This window comes from Pseudomonas sp. DF11 (assembly GCF_058148565.1).
In genome coordinates this window covers 296,314-313,167 of sequence record NZ_JBYVYN010000001.1, presented here as the reverse complement: position 1 = coordinate 313,167, position 16,854 = coordinate 296,314, and the positions used below count along the sequence as shown (strand labels likewise).

Sequence of the window (16,854 nt, the reverse complement as noted above, 5' to 3'; positions counted from 1 at the left end):
CTATAGCTTTCCAGCCCAAACCTCAGGTTTGCGTGCCGTCCAAGGCAACGCACGTTCTAGCTGACCGGCCAGCCGCAGCAGCATGTCCTCTCGGCCAACGCCCGCTGAGAACTGCATGCCTATAGGCAGACCACTTTCTGGATCAAACGCCAATGGCATGGACATAGACGGGGATCCAGTCACATTCGCTAACGCGGTGAAGGGGGAGTGGGTGAATACCCGATCCATCCAGCCCCTGCCATCCAGATGCGTCTGACCCTCGTTATAGCTGCCGATGGCAGGAGGCAGCGCTGGCAGCGTCGGGCTCAACAGGACGTCATATTTGCAGAAGAAGTGCCCCATGCTGCGGGAAACAAGATTTCTCGAATGCATGGCCTCAAGCAAATCGATGGCGGTGAGTTGGCTCCCCATCCGATGCAGCGAAAGCGTGGCCGGTTCAAGCGTGCTGGCATCAATAGAGCGGCCTGTACCCGCAGCGATGGCATTGATCCAGGCAGCGGTATTGGCTGACCAGAATTGCGCGTTCATTTCAACAAAGCCGTCCCAGCTCAGCCCGATGTCCAGACAGACTTCTTCCACGCTATGACCCATGCCTTGGAGCTGGAGCGCCACATGACCGGTCGCTTCTGCGATTGGCGCAACAGAGCGAGTCGCGTTCAGTGGATGCAGGAGAAGGCCAATTCGTAGTGAACCAGGCTCGCGAGTCGTTTCCGACAGATAGGCATGTTGCGGCTTAGCGATCTCAAAGGGATCCCCAACAGCCGCCCCTTCGATTGCGTCCAGTAACGCGGCACTGTCGCGCACCGTTCGACTGACCACACCGTGCACGGCAAGCCCGGCCCACACCTCGTCAACTCCAGGCCCCATTGAAACTCTGCCTCGACTGGACTTGAGCCCGAACAGTCCGGTAGAGGCTGAAGGCACGCGGATAGAGCCACCGCCATCGGTGGCGTGCGCCGCGGGTACCAGGCCGGCGGCTACCGCAGCAGCCGAACCACCGCTTGATCCACCGGCGCTGCGGCTGAGATCCCAGGGGTTGCGCGTCGGCCCCGAAAATACCGATTCAGTGGTGGTACTGGCAGCCAACTCGGGGGTGGTGGTCCTGCCAAGGGTAACCAGACCTGCCTGGCGCAAACGGGTCATCAGGTTGGAGTCCGCGTCAGCGATGCATCCGGCTGCCAAGCGACTGCCCAGTTCGTTCAGATGCCCCTTGGCAGTAAGGCCCAAGTCCTTGACCAGAAAGGGCACCCCCATGAACGGCCCGGTAGCTGCCTGAGGTTCATTCTCCCAAATCTCAACCACCGCATTGATCTTTGGATTGAGCTGCTCGATGGCGGACAGTGCCGCAGCACTGACCTCGGCTTGGGTGACTTGACCGCTGGCGATCAGCTCAGCAAGGCCCAGCGCATCGTATTCGGCGTATTCAGCGGTTCTCATCGCGTTCTCCGAGCCATCTACCTGGCAAAAGCGGTATGATTACTTATCAGTATCGAGCGATACTTCTGGGTATAGTACGATACCAAAAAGTATCGCTGTCAAGCGGAGAACACCATGCGCCCCGAACGAGTCCCACAGTTGGCCCCCAGAGAGAGGATTCTCGACGCAGCCGAGGAGCTGTTTTTCAATGAAGGCATCAGTCGGGTAACGGTGGACGCCATCGCGGCAAAGGCCAAGTCGACCAAAATGACCGTCTACCGGCATTTCGATTCGAAAGACGCACTGGTGCTGGAGTGGTTGCGGTTGCTCGTCGAGAAATACTCCGAGGTCTTCGAAGCGCTTTCGGCACAGTACGCCGGCGATCCCAAGGCGCAGATTCTCGGGTTTGCCAAGTTCATCGCCCAGGATCTTTCGGCGGCGTCTTATCGAGGCTGTCCGTTTACCAACTCACTGGCGGAGATACCCGAGCCAGGAAATCCTGCCCGTCGTCTCATCGAAGCACATAAAAAGCGTCAGTTCCTCCGGCTGGTGGATCTCTGTGTCGAGGCTGATTTGCCCGAGCCGGAACAAGCGGCGATGGAGCTCTCGTACCTGATGGAGGGGGCTCAGGTCGTTTCGCAGAACAAGAGCATCGAGGGCGTGGGTGAAAACCTGATGAAGATGGTTCGGAAAAAAATCAGCGGCTAGGTCAAGGGCAATTGGCTGTGCTGTTTCGTGTTCGGGCATCTTCGGCCGATCCCTCAACAGGCGGTTTCTGCAACGTGCTCTCGTCTGATCACCACAGGACGTCTACTGAAAGATAGTCATTGTGTTGCTTCGAAATCGAATGTTACTCTAGTAACAAGAATTGAAATAATGACAACATAATAACACCTGGCGCTCGGAGGCTTTGAAATCCATGGAAAAAAACAGCTTCCTGCAACGGCTGGAGCAAGAGTTCTCCAACCTGACCCCGACGGGCAAGCGGATCGCCAGCTATCTGCTGGGTAACCCTGAACAGCTTCCGTTCGAGTCGGCTGATAGCATCGCGCAGCAGACCTCCACCACTGGGATTTCCGTAGGGCGCTTTTTTCGATCCCTTGGTTACCAGAACATCGATGAAGTCAAACAAAGCCTGCGCGTTGAAACGCCAGCGTCATGGCTTATCACCGATCGCATCGGCGCCTTTCGTGCCGAAAGCAATCAGCAGGATGCGCTGGATCGCTCCCTGAGTCGCGAGATCGAGGCCATCCGGTATGTCTACGGTTTAGCGCGCAGCGATGCTTTCGCCAATATCGTGCAACGCATCCATGAAGCCGATGCCGTGTTCATTCTCGGCATTCAGTCCACTCGAGGGATTCTCACAGCGTTCCATAGCCACCTTGAGTACATCCGGCCCAAGGTCTACTACGTCGATGGCCTATCCGGCATTTACGCAGAAACCCTGAATTCCGGCTTCGCCAACCCTTACGCGATCATTGCGGATTTTCGTGCTTATTCCAGCGTGACTCAGACCTTCTGCGACACGGCCATAGACAACAACCTCCCATTGGCGCTGATCACCGACTTGCAATGCCCCTGGGCTCGAGACTACCCACTTGACCTCCTGCAGCTGAAAACCGACGTCGGGCAGTTCTGGGATTCTCCTGCGCCATTGGCCTGCCTGTTAAATCTCATCGTCTCGGCCGTCGCTGAAAAATACGGCGATCGGCTCGATGAGCGCTTGGCCAGGAACCGTCAATTGCAAAAAGCTTTCGGTCAGTTCGAAGGCTGACCCTCATCGTCCCACCGAACCCAACTGGAGTATTGGCGTGAACAACAGCCCCCTTGTAGAGATCGATGCCCAGCGCCATCAGGTGCAAATCGATTTGATCTACGCCGGTGCAGACAACCTGGCAGGAAGAGTGATTTATCCAGATGCGCGTTGCCTGTTACATCACCAGGCTGCCGACTGCCTGTACAAGGCCAGTCAGCTTGCGCGTCAGGCCGGATTTACCCTTCGCATCTATGACGCCTATCGGCCGCCTTATGCTCAGTACCTGCTGTGGGACGCGCTGCCCAACAACGACTATGTACGTGACCCGCATTTGGGCTCCCACCACAGCCGTGGCGTGGCGGTGGACCTGACCCTGGTCGGTGCTGATGGCGAGCCGTTGAATATGGGGACCGAATTCGACGCAATGGAAGAAAAATCCCACCAGTTCTATCCCGACTTGCCAGTAGACGTGCAACGCAATCGACTGCTGTTGGTGGGGATCATGCTCGCCGCCGGCTTCCAGACGATTGCCACCGAGTGGTGGCATTACGAACTTCCGAATGCCGATGACTACCCATTACTGGAGGTCGTTTAAATCACGGATTGATGGCCCTGCAACGCCGTGCAGCCCACGTTCAGTGCGGCTGATAACAAAACAACAAGACAGCGTTACTTACGTTTCACCTGCAACTGCCCGGTTATAGCTTTTATAAAAAACCTGACGTACTTCCCTCTATCGAATGATCAAGGAAACCGGCATGAACCCAATGAACACCGTGACCAGCAAAACCTTTCCCGGCGCTGGCAAGCTTTTGCTGAGTGTTTTGTGCAGCGCACTGAGCCTCGGTGCCTGGCAGGCCGCGACAGCGGCTGTACCGCAAGACACCCTGGTCATCGGCAAACCCGCTGATCCCCAGACCCTCGACCCGGCCGTGACCTTCGATAACAACGACTGGACCATCACCTACCCGTCGTATCAGCGCCTGGTCGGCTACAAGGTCGAAGGCGACAAAAGCAGCACCGAAGTTCAGGGGGACCTGGCCGAGAGCTGGACCGTTTCTGCGGATAATCTGGTCTGGGAATTCAAGATCAAACCCGGCAATAAATTTGATGACGGCGCCCCGGTAGATGCCGCCGCGGTGAAGTTTTCCTTTGATCGCTTGATGACCCTCAAGCAGGGACCTTCCGGTGCATTTCCAGAGGACATGGTGGTCGCGGTTGTCGACCCGCAGACCATTCGGTTCACCCTGAAGACGCCTTTCGCGCCGTTCCTGTTTACCCTGGCCCACAATGGTGCTTCGATCATCAACCCCGCCGTGGTCAATAAAAGCGCGGACGTCAATGCCTGGCTGTCGAGCCATACCGCAGGCTCCGGTCCCTTCCGCTTGAGCAACTGGCAAAAAGGCCAGTCGTTGACCATGGAGCCGAACACCTACTTCGCCGGTCCCAAACCTGCGCTGAAAACCGTGGTCATCAAGATCATCGGTGAACCCTCCGTGCGTCGCTTGCAATTGGAACGGGGTGACCTGGACATCATCGAAGACATGCCCGAAGACCAGCTCGGCGTTCTTGCCAGCAAGCCCGGCGTGGCGGTGAGGGAGTTCCCGTCGCTACGGGTCACCTATCTCTACCTGAACAACAAGAAGGGCCCATTGACCAGCGTCGATGCTCGTCGTGCGATCACCGAAGCGGTGGACTACAACGGCATCGTCAAAGGCATTCTCAGGGACAAGGCCAAGCTCCTGAACGGGCCAATCCCGGACGGCATGTGGGCGTATGACAGCTCGTTGCCGCCGATGAAACAGGACATGGCAGCCGCCAAGGACAGCCTTGCCAAAGCACCGCAGAAGATCACCAACCTCAGCTACATGTATTCGGACAAGGATCCTAACTGGGAACCGATCGGCCTGACTCTGCAAGCTGCATTGGCGCCGCTGGGCATCAACCTCAAGCTGGAAAAGCTTGCCAATGCCACGCTGCGTGAGCGCGTCGGCCAGGCGGACTACGACATCGCGGTCGGTGCCTGGAGCCCGGACTTTGCCGACCCGTACATGTTCATGAACTTCTGGTTCGACTCCAAGATGCAGGGCCTGCAAGGCAACCGCTCGTTCTATAGCAACCCGCAAGTCGACAAGCTGATCCGAGAAGCGGCCGCCGTTAGCGACACCGCGAAGCGCGTAGAGCTGTACCAGACCGCGCAGAAAATCGTGCTCAAGGACAGCGTCTACGCCTACCTCTATCAGAAGAGCTACACCTTGCCGATGCGTGATTCGGTCAAGGGTTACGTGTTCAACCCCATGCTCGAACAGGTGTTCAATCTGGGCAGTATGAGCAAGTAAACCGGCTCCCTCGCGCCGGCCATTCGTGGCTGGCGCGGCTTCTGATTTTCGTCGTGGGTGTGACTGAGGTGCCAAAATGGCCTTCCTGACTTTGTTGCGCAAGCGTCTGCTCGGCCTGTTGCTGGTCGTGTTCGGCGTTTCGCTGATTACTTTTGCAATTTCGCACCTGATCCCCGGTGATCCTGCTCGATTGATCGCTGGCGACCGTGCCAGTGATGCGTTGGTGGCCGGCATACGTCATCAATTGGGATTGGATCTGCCGTTGTATCAACAATACGGTCGTTACCTGATGGACCTGGTGCAGGGTGACCTGGGAACCTCGATACGCACCAGCCGCCCCGTTCTGGAAGACTTGCAGACGTTCTTCCCGGCGACACTGGAGCTGGCGCTGGTAGCGCTGGTGCTCGCGATCCTGGCCGGCGTGCCGCTTGGCGTGCTATCGGCGGTTTACCACAATCGGGCGATAGACCAGATCGCCCGTACCCTGGCGGTCACCGGTATTTCAACGCCGGCCTTTTGGCTCGGTCTGGGTGCAATCGTTCTGTTCTACGGGCATCTGGGTTGGTTGCCCGGAGGCGGGCGGTTGTCCGAAGGGCTTGCTCCGCCGCCGACAATCAGCGGTTTTTATCTGCTCGACTCGCTGCTCGCCGGTGAGGGCACGCTGTTTCTCGATGCCGTGGAGCATCTGATTCTGCCGGCGGCGACCCTGGGTTTCGTGACCTTGGGCGTCGTCGCACGGCAGATTCGTTCAGCCATGCTTGATCAACTCGGCGAAGACTATATCCGCACCGCCCGCGCCTACGGCTTGTCCCGATGGACTGTGATCCTGCGCCATGCACTGCCTAACGCGCTCATCCCTTCGGTGACGGTACTCGGACTGACCCTTGGGGATTTGCTGTATGGCGCGGTGCTGACCGAAACGGTATTTGCCTGGCCCGGCATGGGGGCCTATGTCGTCAAGTCGATCCAGTCGCTGGACTTCCCGGCGGTGATGGGCTTCGCCATTCTGGTTTCGTTCATCTATGTGCTGCTGAACATGGCCATCGATATTGTGTACCGCGTGATCGACCCACGCATCGGCGAGGTAAGTTGAAATGTCCGCTACCCTGATGGCCACGCGCCGCCCGCGCTGGAACGAAAAACTCGCCTATCTGACCTACCGCATCCGCCGCAGCCCGTTGACCATGGCGGGTCTGGCGATCACTTTTATCGTCTTGCTGTGCATGATCTTCGCCCCTTGGCTCGCTAGTCACGACCCCAACGAGCTGAACTTGGCCGAACGCCTGGTACCGCCATCCAGCACCCATTGGTTCGGCACCGACGAAGTCGGCCGCGACCTGTTCAGCCGCGTGCTGTTCGGTAGCCAGCAGTCGGTGGGTGTAGGTCTATTCGTGGCTTTTGCATCCTGCTTTATCGGCGGGTTGCTGGGGTGCTTTTCCGGGGTCGTCGGTGGTCGTTTCGACGCATTGATCATGCGCCTGATGGACATCATGCTGTCGGTGCCATCGCTGGTGCTGATCATGGCCTTGGCGGCTGCGTTGGGCGCGAGCCTGTTCAACGCGATGCTGGCGATTACGCTTGTACGAATTCCTTCCTATGTCCGGCTAGCCCGCGGCCAAGCCTTGAGCATCCGCGAGATGGGCTATGTCAAGGCCGCCCAAACCTTCGGGGCAGGGCGCTGGCACGTCGTGCATTGGCACGTGGCACGCAACGCAATGCCGCCATTGCTGGTGCAACTGAGCCTGGATATCGGCAGCGCGATCCTCATGGCCTCGGCCCTGGGCTTTATCGGCCTGGGAGCGCAGCAGCCTACGGCCGAGTGGGGCGCGATGGTCGCCACCGGGCGCAACTACATTCTCGATAACTGGTGGTACTCGACCTTTCCGGGCCTGGCGATTCTGATCACGGCCACCGGGTTCAACTTGCTGGGCGATGGCGTACGCGATCTGCTCGACCCACGGCAACAGGGGAAATGACCATGCATGCATCGAGTCCAGTATTGTCCATCGACAACCTGAGCCTGGAGTTTCCGGCTTACAAGAACAACGTCAAAGCCCTGAACGGCGTGTCGCTACACGTCAATCCCGGCGAAATCGTCGGTATCGTCGGCGAGTCCGGGTCGGGCAAGTCGGTCACGGCCATGCTCAGCATGCGATTGTTGCCCGAGCGCAGCTATCGCATCACCGCCGGCAGCCTGAGCATGCTCGGTCGCGACATGCTGGCAGCGCCTGAAAAAGAGTTACTGACGATTCGTGGACGCGATGCCGCGATGATTTTCCAGGAGCCGATGACAGCCTTGAATCCGACGCGGCGTATCGGTAGGCAAATGCTCGATGTGATCATTCATCACCAGAAGATCAGCGCCGCCCAAGCCCGTCTCAAGGCGATCGCACTGTTGCGCGACATGCACATAGCCAGTCCGGAACAGGTATTGGACAGCTATCCTTTCGAACTGTCTGGCGGCATGCGTCAGCGGGTGATGATCGCGCTGGCGTTCTCCTGCGAACCTCAATTGCTGATCGCCGACGAGCCGACAACGGCCCTCGACGTGACCGTGCAACGCCAGGTGCTGTTGCTGTTACGAGAAAAAGCCAGGCAGCGGGGCACGGCCATCTTGCTCATCACCCATGACATGGCATTGGTTTCGCAGTTCTGCGACCGGGTGTACGTCATGTACACCGGGGCTGTGGTCGAGGAAGGGCGCACGGCTGACGTCATGGGGAATCCGCAGCATCCCTATACGCAAGGGTTGCTCAGTGGTCTGCCGGAAATGGTCGAGCCGGGCCAGCCGCTACTGACCATTCCCGGTCAGGTGCCGAACCTGGCTTCTTTGCCCGTAGGTTGCACTTTTCAGGAGCGGTGTACGTACGCTATGCCGGTGTGTGCCAAACGTCCGAATCTCAACACTATCAACGGTAATGACCAACGTAAAAGCGCGTGCTGGTTACCGGTCAAGGAGCTTTCGTGATGAACAGTGCAGTCTTTCAACCCATCACCCCAATGGCCCCCACGATTCTTCAACTGAACGATGTTCACGTGCGTTTCCCCGTAAGTAATGACTGGTTGGGGCGGCCGCGCGGGTATGCCCACGCCCTGAACGGTATTGATCTTCAGGTGCGGGCAGGGGAGACCCTGGGTATTGTCGGCGAGTCAGGTTGCGGTAAGAGCACTTTGGCTCAATTGCTGATGGGCCTGGTGCCGCCCAGCAGCGGTGGACTGAACTGGGCCAATCGCAGCGGCGAGGGCAGTAGCAACGTTCAGATTGTTTTCCAGGATCCACAGTCTTCGCTTGATCCGCGCCTGCCTATCTGGAGAGTAATCACTGAGCCGTTATACGCCCGAGGCCATGTCAGCCATGCGCAGATGCGCGATGTGGCCGCCAGGGTCGCGGCCCAAGTCGGCATCCGCCCGGAGTACCTGGACCGTTTCCCGCACCAGTTTTCCGGGGGGCAGCGTCAGCGCATCGCCATCGCCCGAGCCCTTTCGTCAGACCCGGATATCATTGTCCTGGACGAGCCCACATCGGCGCTGGATATCTCGGTTCAGGCGCAGATTCTCAACCTGCTGGCAGAGCTGCAAAATGCCCGCAATCTGACGTACATCCTGATTTCTCACAACGTATCAGTGGTGCGTCATATGGCTGATCGGGTAGCGGTCATGTACTTGGGGCAAATCGTTGAACTGGGCAGCGCTGCTCAAGTGCTTGATGAGCCACGTCATCCCTATACTCGCTTATTGCTCGAAGCGGTACCACGACTGGGCGTGCCACTCCATGACGAGCAAGTTGCGGCACCTACCGAATTACCGGGGAATCGTCGACTACCCAATGGCTGCTTCTTCCGCGAACGCTGCAATCTATGCACGGTTGGCTGCGAGAAGCCGCAGGCCTTGTTGGGCGATGAGCAGCAGTGTGTGCGATGTCATTTACAGGATTGAGTCACTGGTTTCGCCAATCCTCCCACCTTAGAAACGGAAAGAGCCAAAGGACCGAATAAGCGTTGGGGCAGGCAAGGCGAAAATGAACGAGGCCGCAAATGCGGCCTCATTCTGTGCTTATTCCTTACGCAACAGCACCCTGGTCACCCGACGCTCTTCGACCTCCATCACGGTCATGCTCCATCCTTGCCAACTGAGCGTGTCTCCAATCATCGGCAAGCGATCCAACAGGCTCATCACTAAGCCTGCAAGCGTCTGGTAATCTTCCGTCGCTTTCGCCTGGAAACCGATGTGCTCACAGACCTGACTGAGGGGCAGGGCGCCGCTGACGAGAAAGCCTCCATCCTGGGCGACAATATTCGGGCCTTCAATTTCACTGGCATCCGGCAGTTCACCTGCAATGGATTCCAGGATGTCAGTCATAGTGAGAAGGCCGACGAAGTCACCGAACTCGTTCACCACGAACGCGATGTGGGTCGACTCCTTACGCATTTGCTCCAGTGCGTTGAGGATCGTGAAACTGTCGAGCAGGTTGATGGCTTTGCGCGCCATGACTTCCAGATTGGGCTGATTGCCCGCCAATATTTCCTTGAGCAGTTCTTTCTTATGGACAAAGCCTAGCGGCTCATCCACGCGTCCTTCCCGGATCAACGGCAAGCGTGAGTAAGCAGAATGCATCAGCGCCGTACGGATTTCTTGCGCAGTATCTGCCAAGTCGAGGTGATCGATTTGCGCGCGAGGTGTCATCACGCTGCGTATCGGGCGCTCGGCCAATTGCAGTACGCCACTGATCATGACCCGTTCGCGTCGATGGAAAACCTGCTCCGGTTCGTCACCTTCCAGCATGTCCGCGATTTCCTCACCGACTTCATCGGCCCCCAGCTTTTGGCCGCCCAGCAGGCGCAACACCGCATGGGCGGTACGCTCGCGCATCGGCCGAAGACCTTGCAGGCTTTTCTTGCGGCGGGAGCGCGCCAGCTGGTTGAACAACTCAATCAGGATCGAGAAACCAATCGCGGCGTACAAGTAGCCTTTCGGAATGTGGAAACCCAGGCCTTCAGCCGTGAGACTGAAGCCGATCATCATCAAAAAGCCCAGGCACAGCATGATGACAGTAGGGTGGCCGTTGACGAATTTTGTCAGCGGCTTGCTCGCGATCATCATCAAGCCGATAGAGAACATCACCGCGATCATCATGACCGACAGATGCTCCACCATACCCACGGCCGTGATCACCGCATCCAGGGAAAAGACTGCGTCCAGTACCACAATCTGCGCAACGATCGGCCAGAACATCGCGTAGGCGGCATTGCCGGACCGTTGTGCCACGTGGCCCTCGAGCCGCTCATGCAACTCCATGGTTGCCTTGAACAACAGGAATACACCACCGAACAGCATGATCAAATCCCGGCCCGAGAACGTCTTGCCGAAGACCTCGAACAACGGATTGGTCAACGTCACCATCCAGGAGATGCTGGCAAGGAGGCCAAGGCGCATCAACAACGCCAGGGACAAGCCGATGATGCGGGCGCGGTCGCGCTGCTCGGGCGGAAGTTTGTCAGCCAGGATGGCGATGAATACAAGGTTATCGATGCCGAGCACCAGCTCCAGCACGATCAAGGTCAGCAGGCCGAGCCAGGCCGTGGGGTCAACGATCCATTCCATGGGTTATTCGCTCCCTCGGACGATCAATGCGAGGGAAGAAGGCTGCAACGAACGCAGGCAGAGCGCGAGAGCGCTGAAGGGGATGTTCTTTGGAAAGCTACTGGGAGGTTCCTGGAGCGTGTTCATACTGACCTGGAAATAATTGGGGAAGAAATCCTACAACGGTTTCCAATACTTCATACGAGACGATTTATTACAGGATCTGACAGGACGGCGATCGGCCATCATTCACGATGGTGACTTCCGAGTTCGCTCCCATTGATTTGTTATCGCAGATAGCATCAGCCTGGTGTATCTATTCGGGATCGAGGATGGGATCGGCTTCATGAAGCGCGAGCAAGAGGGGGCTGTCTGACATGGCGGTCGCTCAAGATTGCCGACTGCAATAGCGGTCGGCAATGCTCTGCTCAAAGTGAGGGGAGGGGCACGACACGGCGCGGGTCAATCAACCACGTTGCGCCGCAGCCAAATGTTCCACCACGTATTGCGCGTCCCGTGCGATCCCCGAGAACCGACCAGAGCCCCAGGTGTGCAGCCACGGAAGACCAAGGAAATACAAACCTTGTCGAGCGGTGACGCCGCGGGTATGGCCAGGGTAGCCGCGGCCGTTGAAAACCGGTACATCGACCCAACTGAAATCAGGCTGAAAACCGATGCACCAGATAATGCTGGTGATGCCGCTGCCTGTCAGGTCCAGTTCGCTTCTTTCGGCTTGCGGTGCCCAGAGCGGGGTGTAAGGTGTGCCGACCGGTGCATCGATGGCGTGTTCGGCGATGTATTTGTCGATACTGGCGTTGATACGGTTGTACACCGCATCGGCGGCATCCAGGTTGGCCCCAAGGTCCGTGGCAAATTTCAGTGTGCTGCCGTCCAGGTTATCCAGTCGTCCAAACAGTTCCATACCTTCGCTGGCAAAACGACGCAAGTCGATATCGCGACCGCCGTCACGCCCGGTGACGTAGTGGTTGGTGTTATCGCGCACGCCCTCACGCAGCGGATGAGCATCGACACCGATGTCGTAGTAGCCCATCTCTGCCAACCAGTCGACCACGTCTTTGCCGCGATAGAAACGTGCGCAACGCGGTGCATCGCCAACTGCAAGAAACACCTTGCGCCCGGCCAGGTGCAAGTCCTCGGCGATCTGCGCGCCGGACTGCCCGGAGCCGACCACCAGCACGGCGCCTTCGGGCAAGGCCTGTGGGCTACGGTATTGCTCGGAGTGAATCTGGGTGATCTCGGCCGACAAACGTTCGGCAAGGCGCGGGATGATCGGGGTGTGATAGCCACCGCTGGCGACAATCACCTGGTCGGCCGTGAAGTCCCCCGCCGAGGTACTGAGCCGGTAACCGCCCTCGGGGCGTGCGGTCATGCGCTGAACGGCAACGCCTTCTTTGACCGGTGCGTTGACCTTGGCGATAAAGCCGTCAAGGTAATTGATGATCTGATCTTTTCTCATGAAGCCATGGGGATCGTCACCCGTATAGGGGTAGCCAGGCAGGGCGCACTGCCAGTTTGGCGTCACCAGACAAAAGGCATCCCAACGCTGGTTGCGCCAGGTGTGTGTCAAGGTGTGCTTTTCCAGGACCAGGTGATCGATGTCCTGTTGTTGCAGGTAGTAACTGGCGGAAAGTCCAGCCTGACCGCCGCCGACGACGATTGCGTTGTAGTGAGTCATGTTGAAATCCTCTCGGAGTATAAACAGGGCGGTCAGATGTCGCCGAAGCCTGAGTAGTGAACCTTGCCGGCTCCCTGGTTCTTGATTTCCAATACTTCGACTCGCGCGTCCGGGTCGGCGAAGGCGCGGGCCATCAAACGCAGGCCTCCCAGGCTGTCCATGGCCGAACTGCAGTAGAAACCCTTGACCTGCCTGACCCGTTCCGAGGCTGCGTTCAGGCCGGTTTCTGCCCGTCGCAGAAACTCGGCCATGACGTAGGATCGGCCTTCTTCGAGGTGCTCGTAGATGGTGGTCGACGGTGAGTAGGCGTTGCTTTCCTGGCCATCGGGCCAGCGCAGGCGGATATTGACGGCGGGCATGTCAGTGTTCCTTTGAAACGACGGAGTGAAGGTGTTCGGGGTAGCTGAATCCGGTAAAAGCCTGATCCGCCAGGTTCCAGAACTCGTGATGTTCATGACCCTGGCTGACGCGCAGCCGGGCGCTGTCATCGACTTCGCCGATGCAGGCGCAGTGCACCCCTTCAAAGGCAAACGCGGCCTCGACGGTAGCCAGATCCTTGCGGTCCAGAGTGAGCAGGAAGCCATAGCTGGGGAAGGCTTGCAGCCAGCGCTCCATCGCCGCGCCGGCGGGTAGGGGCAGGGCGTCCAGGTCAATCTGCGCGCCACAGCGGGTGGGCTCCAGCAGCATCAGTAATGTGCCGAGAATCCCGGCATTACTGATGTCCTTGGCGGCCAATAACAGGCCGGCTTCGGCCAGACGAGGGATGACTTCGAGTTTTTCCTGCAGGCGGGTGCCTGGCACGTTTTCGAAGGCTTTCCAATAAGGCGCATTGCCGTGCCAGCGGCCGTCGAGGTCCACGGCCATGGCAATGACCTGGCCCGGTTCGACGTGCAGGGTCGAGAGTAAATTGCGCGCCCAGCCAGTGATCGCCACCGCCAGTGCCGCGGGATTGCCCGGTGCCTGGCTGGTGTGGCCGCCGGCCATGATCAGGCCATAGGCCTTGCAGGCATCACGGATACCGGCCAGCACATGGTCGGCGGCCTGGCTGTCATGGTGCCAATAGGCATTGACCATTGCGCTGGCGCGACCGCCCATGGCGGTGATGTCACTGACGTTGGCCATGACGGCCGACCAACCGGCGAACCATGGAGCCTGTTCGACAAAGGCCGGGATCATGCCCTCGATGGCGAGCAACTGATACTGGTCACCGCAGCGGATGGCCGCCGTGTCGTCGCCCGGCAACGCATAAAGATCGTCACGGCTGGCCGCGTGCATCGGCAGCGCCCGCGCCGGGTTCTGGATCGCTTGCTTGGCGTGCATCGCTGGCGTGTCGCGCAGCCTTGCGAGCATGCCTTGCAGCTGTGTTGGCGCGAGTATCGGGTTAGTCATGACCACGCACCTTGCGTGGCAATAGCGCAACTTGCCGGGGCATGAAGGGATAACGATCCAGTTGTGCTTGCATCAGGCAGTGCGGGTGACCGAGCAGGTCGATGGGCTGTAAGGTTTGCCAGTGAAGGCTGTGGAAATAGCTCTCGTTGGCTTGTTGCACAGTAGCCAGAAAGGTCCGGCAGCCGAGATCGATGGCCCGCGACACGGCTTCGTTGACCAGCGCCTTGCCGATCATCCCGTGACGGCGATAGGCCCGCTCGACACACAGGCGTCCGCCATACCAGACACCCGGTTCGGTCTCGTAGATGCGCACTGCGCCGACCACGTGTTCGGGCATGCCGCAGTGATGCGCCACGGCCACGATCGGGATCGCCTGAAAATCTTTTTCGTCTTTGTCCTGAGCCAGCAACTGCTGCTCATCGGAGAACACGGCACGGCGCAACGCGTAATAGTCCTGACGCTCCCAGGCATCGGCAGCGGGCTTGACCAGCAGGTCATCGGCGAGAAAGTCGGCAAAGGTGCCGTCGATCAGGGCAAAGGCATGTTCGGCCATGGCGTGTACTCCCGTTATTCATGGTGCTTGAGGGCCGAGCAGGCGCCGCATTTGGCGCAGCCGGCGTTGATGTTGGCCGAGTGCAGGCCATGCTTGCGCAGGCTGGCGCCGATGCGCGGATAGAGCCGTTGCATGAAGGCACTGTCGGGCTTGGGGTGATGAGCTAGAGGCGTGCCGTCGATGGGTACGAACGGTACGACGAAGGGGTACACGCCGAGGCTGGCCAGCCGTTCACTCATCTGCGCGATGGCGTCTTCGCTGTCGCCCAGGCCGGCGAGAATGTAGGTGCTGACCTGGCCGCGACCGAACACCTGGACGGCTGCATCGAAAGCACTGAAATAGCGCTCCAGTGGCACCTCGGCCTTGCCCGGCATGATGCGTTGACGCACGGCATCGGTGACCGCTTCCAAGTGCATGCCCAGCGATACCACGCCACTGTCTTTGAGGCGCTGGAACCAGGCATCGTCATCCGGCGGCTCGCACTGGGCCTGGATCGGCAGGTCGACGGCGGCGGTCACGGCCGCCGCGGACTCACAGAGAATGGCGGCGCCGCGGTCGGAGGTCTGCGGGGTTCCGGTGGTCATCACCATGTGCTTGACGCCGTCCAGCTCCACAGCGGCCTTGGCAACTTGAGCGAGCTGTGCCGGGCGCTTGCGGGCGATGGTTTTACCGGCCGCCAGAGACTGGCCGATGGCACAAAACTGGCAGGAGGTGACGGCCTCGTTCATGCGGATGCAGTGCTGCAGAATCGTCGTCGCCAGTACGTCCTTGCTGTGCAGGGTGGCAATCTTCCAGTAAGGCGTACCGTCTTCGGTACTCAGGCCATAAAAGTTAGGCACCCCGGGCAACTGCACCTGGCCGATCTGAAGACCTTCGCGAAAGATCAGCGCCTGTTCGCCGGTCGCATCCGGGATGGCGGAGTAGGGCGAGTCCAATGAGGCGCGATTGAGCATCGGCACCATGGCGGTGTATTCGCCCAGGCTCAGTGCCTTGTGGTCCGATGGGCCGGCGCCGCCTTTGCGCGACAGGCCGTCGGCGCCTTGCCAGCGCACGCCGTGACATTGCAGGTCTACCAGCAGATCACTGCGAGATGAAGACGCGATCAGGTTATTCATGGGCTTGCCCCTCGAAGCTTTCGTGCCGCTCGTGCAGGTGAGCAGCGGGGCGCCGATCAATCAGCAGACTGAGCAGTTCGGGACGGCTGTAATGGCCCACCGAGTCCATCATTCGCTTGCGTTTATTGATCAGGTTGAAGTCGAGGTCGGCAATCACCACGCCTTCGCCAGTGCGCAGCGGCTCACCGAGCAATTTGCCTTCTGGCGAGACGATGGCGGTGAAGCAGCCACCGGAAATGGGCTCGATGGCACAACCTGTGTCGGCCATGATCCGAGCCTGTTGTTCGGCATCCAGCCACGCCGTGGCGTTGACCACGAAGCATCCGGATTCCAGGGCATGGTGGCGGATAGTGACTTCAATCTGGTCGGCGAAGATCTGCCCGACCAGCGAGCCTGGGAACATCGCCGCGTGAATGTGTTCGCCATCGGCCATCAGGGCATAGCGCGCCAGCGGGTTGTAATGTTCCCAGCAGGCGAGTGCACCAATGCGGCCGACGGCGCTGTCAGTGGCGCGCAGACCCGAGCCGTCGCCTTGCCCCCAGACCATGCGTTCGTGGTAAGTGGGCGTGATTTTGCGGCGATGTTGGATCAACGTACCGTCGGCATCGAACAGCAGTTGGGCGTTGTAGATCGTGCCGCCATCGCGTTCGTTGACGCCGATGCAGGCGACGATTCCGGCTTCGCGGCAGGCTTCGCCCAGTTGCCGGGTTACATCGGACGGTACGGTGACCGATTGTTCAAGCAACTGCAGGTGTTCTTTGCCCATCGCGAAGGGCGGCTGGACGAAAGAGAAATAGGGGTAGTAAGGAACGACTGTTTCCGGGAACACAGCAAACTGAACGCCATTGCGACCCAAGTCCAGGAGCGTGTTGCAGAGCTTGGCCACCGTGGCTTCACGGGAATACAGCACCGGACTGAACTGGACGGCGGCAGCGCGGATGGTAGGCATGTCAGGGGTTCCTGTCAGGATGATCGACTGAGCTTTCGGTGCCTGCGATGACGCGATCGAG

General features: G+C 59.1%; 16 protein-coding genes. 8 read left to right on the top strand and 8 right to left on the bottom strand.

Annotation, left to right across the window (positions count from 1 at the left end; all coding sequences use genetic code 11):
* A complete protein-coding gene (locus AC30D9_RS01240) occupies positions 1-1,437 on the bottom strand; it encodes an amidase (protein WP_490143232.1) in 1,437 nt (478 codons plus the stop codon).
* A gap of 114 nt (positions 1,438-1,551) precedes the next feature.
* On the opposite strand from AC30D9_RS01240, the gene AC30D9_RS01235 reads away from it, so the two are divergent.
* From AC30D9_RS01235 to AC30D9_RS01200, 8 genes are all read left to right on the top strand, one after another.
* Positions 1,552-2,124, top strand: a complete 573-nt coding sequence (locus AC30D9_RS01235; protein ID WP_307572255.1) for a TetR/AcrR family transcriptional regulator — start codon at positions 1,552-1,554, stop codon at positions 2,122-2,124.
* A 211-nt stretch (positions 2,125-2,335) separates the two neighbouring features.
* Entirely contained in the window at positions 2,336-3,190 is an 855-nt protein-coding gene (locus AC30D9_RS01230) for a MurR/RpiR family transcriptional regulator (protein WP_232200846.1), read from the top strand.
* Between the two features lie 37 nt (positions 3,191-3,227).
* Positions 3,228-3,767, top strand: a complete 540-nt coding sequence (ddpX, locus tag AC30D9_RS01225) for a D-alanyl-D-alanine dipeptidase (RefSeq protein WP_307572256.1) — start codon at positions 3,228-3,230, stop codon at positions 3,765-3,767.
* 163 nt (positions 3,768-3,930) lie between these two features.
* Positions 3,931-5,511, top strand: a complete 1,581-nt coding sequence (locus AC30D9_RS01220) for an ABC transporter substrate-binding protein (RefSeq protein ID WP_490143231.1) — start codon at positions 3,931-3,933, stop codon at positions 5,509-5,511.
* 76 nt (positions 5,512-5,587) lie between these two features.
* Complete coding sequence (locus tag AC30D9_RS01215; protein WP_122568615.1) at positions 5,588-6,604, top strand: ABC transporter permease; 1,017 nt, start codon at positions 5,588-5,590, stop codon at positions 6,602-6,604.
* A 1-nt stretch (position 6,605) separates the two neighbouring features.
* Positions 6,606-7,487, top strand: coding sequence for a D,D-dipeptide ABC transporter permease (gene ddpC / locus AC30D9_RS01210; protein ID WP_307572258.1), 882 nt, complete (start codon positions 6,606-6,608; stop codon positions 7,485-7,487).
* 2 nt (positions 7,488-7,489) lie between these two features.
* Complete coding sequence (locus AC30D9_RS01205; protein WP_307572259.1) at positions 7,490-8,479, top strand: ABC transporter ATP-binding protein; 990 nt, start codon at positions 7,490-7,492, stop codon at positions 8,477-8,479.
* On the top strand, positions 8,479-9,447 hold the full coding sequence (locus AC30D9_RS01200; RefSeq protein WP_307572260.1) for an ABC transporter ATP-binding protein: 969 nt from the start codon (positions 8,479-8,481) through the stop codon (positions 9,445-9,447). Before AC30D9_RS01205 ends, AC30D9_RS01200 begins: the two co-directional genes overlap by 1 nt.
* Positions 9,448-9,564: 117 nt before the next feature.
* On the opposite strand, the gene AC30D9_RS01195 is transcribed toward AC30D9_RS01200, so the two are convergent.
* The 7 genes from AC30D9_RS01195 to AC30D9_RS01165 form a co-directional block, all read right to left on the bottom strand.
* On the bottom strand, positions 9,565-11,112 hold the full coding sequence (locus tag AC30D9_RS01195; protein ID WP_307572261.1) for a TerC family protein: 1,548 nt from the start codon (positions 11,110-11,112) through the stop codon (positions 9,565-9,567).
* Positions 11,113-11,557: 445 nt separating this feature from the next.
* Complete coding sequence (locus AC30D9_RS01190; RefSeq protein WP_307572262.1) at positions 11,558-12,787, bottom strand: MSMEG_0569 family flavin-dependent oxidoreductase; 1,230 nt, start codon at positions 12,785-12,787, stop codon at positions 11,558-11,560.
* Positions 12,788-12,819: 32 nt separating this feature from the next.
* A complete protein-coding gene (locus AC30D9_RS01185; RefSeq protein ID WP_134924393.1) occupies positions 12,820-13,146 on the bottom strand; it encodes an MSMEG_0570 family nitrogen starvation response protein in 327 nt (108 codons plus the stop codon).
* Position 13,147: 1 nt separating this feature from the next.
* Positions 13,148-14,176: a sll0787 family AIR synthase-like protein gene (locus AC30D9_RS01180; protein ID WP_490143230.1), complete on the bottom strand. Its 1,029-nt coding sequence runs from the start codon at positions 14,174-14,176 to the stop codon at positions 13,148-13,150.
* On the bottom strand, positions 14,169-14,729 hold the full coding sequence (locus AC30D9_RS01175; protein WP_307572264.1) for an MSMEG_0567/Sll0786 family nitrogen starvation N-acetyltransferase: 561 nt from the start codon (positions 14,727-14,729) through the stop codon (positions 14,169-14,171). Before AC30D9_RS01175 ends, AC30D9_RS01180 begins: the two co-directional genes overlap by 8 nt.
* Before the next feature lie 14 nt (positions 14,730-14,743).
* A complete protein-coding gene (locus AC30D9_RS01170; RefSeq protein ID WP_490143229.1) occupies positions 14,744-15,844 on the bottom strand; it encodes an MSMEG_0568 family radical SAM protein in 1,101 nt (366 codons plus the stop codon).
* Entirely contained in the window at positions 15,837-16,793 is a 957-nt protein-coding gene (locus AC30D9_RS01165; RefSeq protein WP_134924390.1) for a Nit6803 family nitrilase, read from the bottom strand. The genes AC30D9_RS01170 and AC30D9_RS01165 overlap by 8 nt, the downstream gene beginning before the upstream one ends.
* Positions 16,794-16,854 lie beyond the last annotated feature (61 nt).

What these genes read in the sequence shown, in the direction of transcription:
- AC30D9_RS01180 (WP_490143230.1), bottom strand. Translation starts at nt 14,176, where the DNA reads ATGACTAACCCGATACTCGCGCCAACACAGCTGCAAGGCATGCTCGCA.
- AC30D9_RS01200 (WP_307572260.1), top strand. Translation starts at nt 8,479, where the DNA reads ATGAACAGTGCAGTCTTTCAACCCATCACCCCAATGGCCCCCACGATT.
- AC30D9_RS01190 (WP_307572262.1), bottom strand. Translation starts at nt 12,787, where the DNA reads ATGACTCACTACAACGCAATCGTCGTCGGCGGCGGTCAGGCTGGACTT.
- AC30D9_RS01215 (WP_122568615.1), top strand. Translation starts at nt 5,588, where the DNA reads ATGGCCTTCCTGACTTTGTTGCGCAAGCGTCTGCTCGGCCTGTTGCTG.
- AC30D9_RS01235 (WP_307572255.1), top strand. Translation starts at nt 1,552, where the DNA reads ATGCGCCCCGAACGAGTCCCACAGTTGGCCCCCAGAGAGAGGATTCTC.
- AC30D9_RS01170 (WP_490143229.1), bottom strand. Translation starts at nt 15,844, where the DNA reads ATGAATAACCTGATCGCGTCTTCATCTCGCAGTGATCTGCTGGTAGAC.
- AC30D9_RS01205 (WP_307572259.1), top strand. Translation starts at nt 7,490, where the DNA reads ATGCATGCATCGAGTCCAGTATTGTCCATCGACAACCTGAGCCTGGAG.
- AC30D9_RS01230 (WP_232200846.1), top strand. Translation starts at nt 2,336, where the DNA reads ATGGAAAAAAACAGCTTCCTGCAACGGCTGGAGCAAGAGTTCTCCAAC.
- AC30D9_RS01220 (WP_490143231.1), top strand. Translation starts at nt 3,931, where the DNA reads ATGAACCCAATGAACACCGTGACCAGCAAAACCTTTCCCGGCGCTGGC.
- AC30D9_RS01195 (WP_307572261.1), bottom strand. Translation starts at nt 11,112, where the DNA reads ATGGAATGGATCGTTGACCCCACGGCCTGGCTCGGCCTGCTGACCTTG.
- AC30D9_RS01165 (WP_134924390.1), bottom strand. Translation starts at nt 16,793, where the DNA reads ATGCCTACCATCCGCGCTGCCGCCGTCCAGTTCAGTCCGGTGCTGTAT.
- AC30D9_RS01185 (WP_134924393.1), bottom strand. Translation starts at nt 13,146, where the DNA reads ATGCCCGCCGTCAATATCCGCCTGCGCTGGCCCGATGGCCAGGAAAGC.
- AC30D9_RS01175 (WP_307572264.1), bottom strand. Translation starts at nt 14,729, where the DNA reads ATGGCCGAACATGCCTTTGCCCTGATCGACGGCACCTTTGCCGACTTT.
- AC30D9_RS01240 (WP_490143232.1), bottom strand. Translation starts at nt 1,437, where the DNA reads ATGAGAACCGCTGAATACGCCGAATACGATGCGCTGGGCCTTGCTGAG.
- ddpC (WP_307572258.1), top strand. Translation starts at nt 6,606, where the DNA reads ATGTCCGCTACCCTGATGGCCACGCGCCGCCCGCGCTGGAACGAAAAA.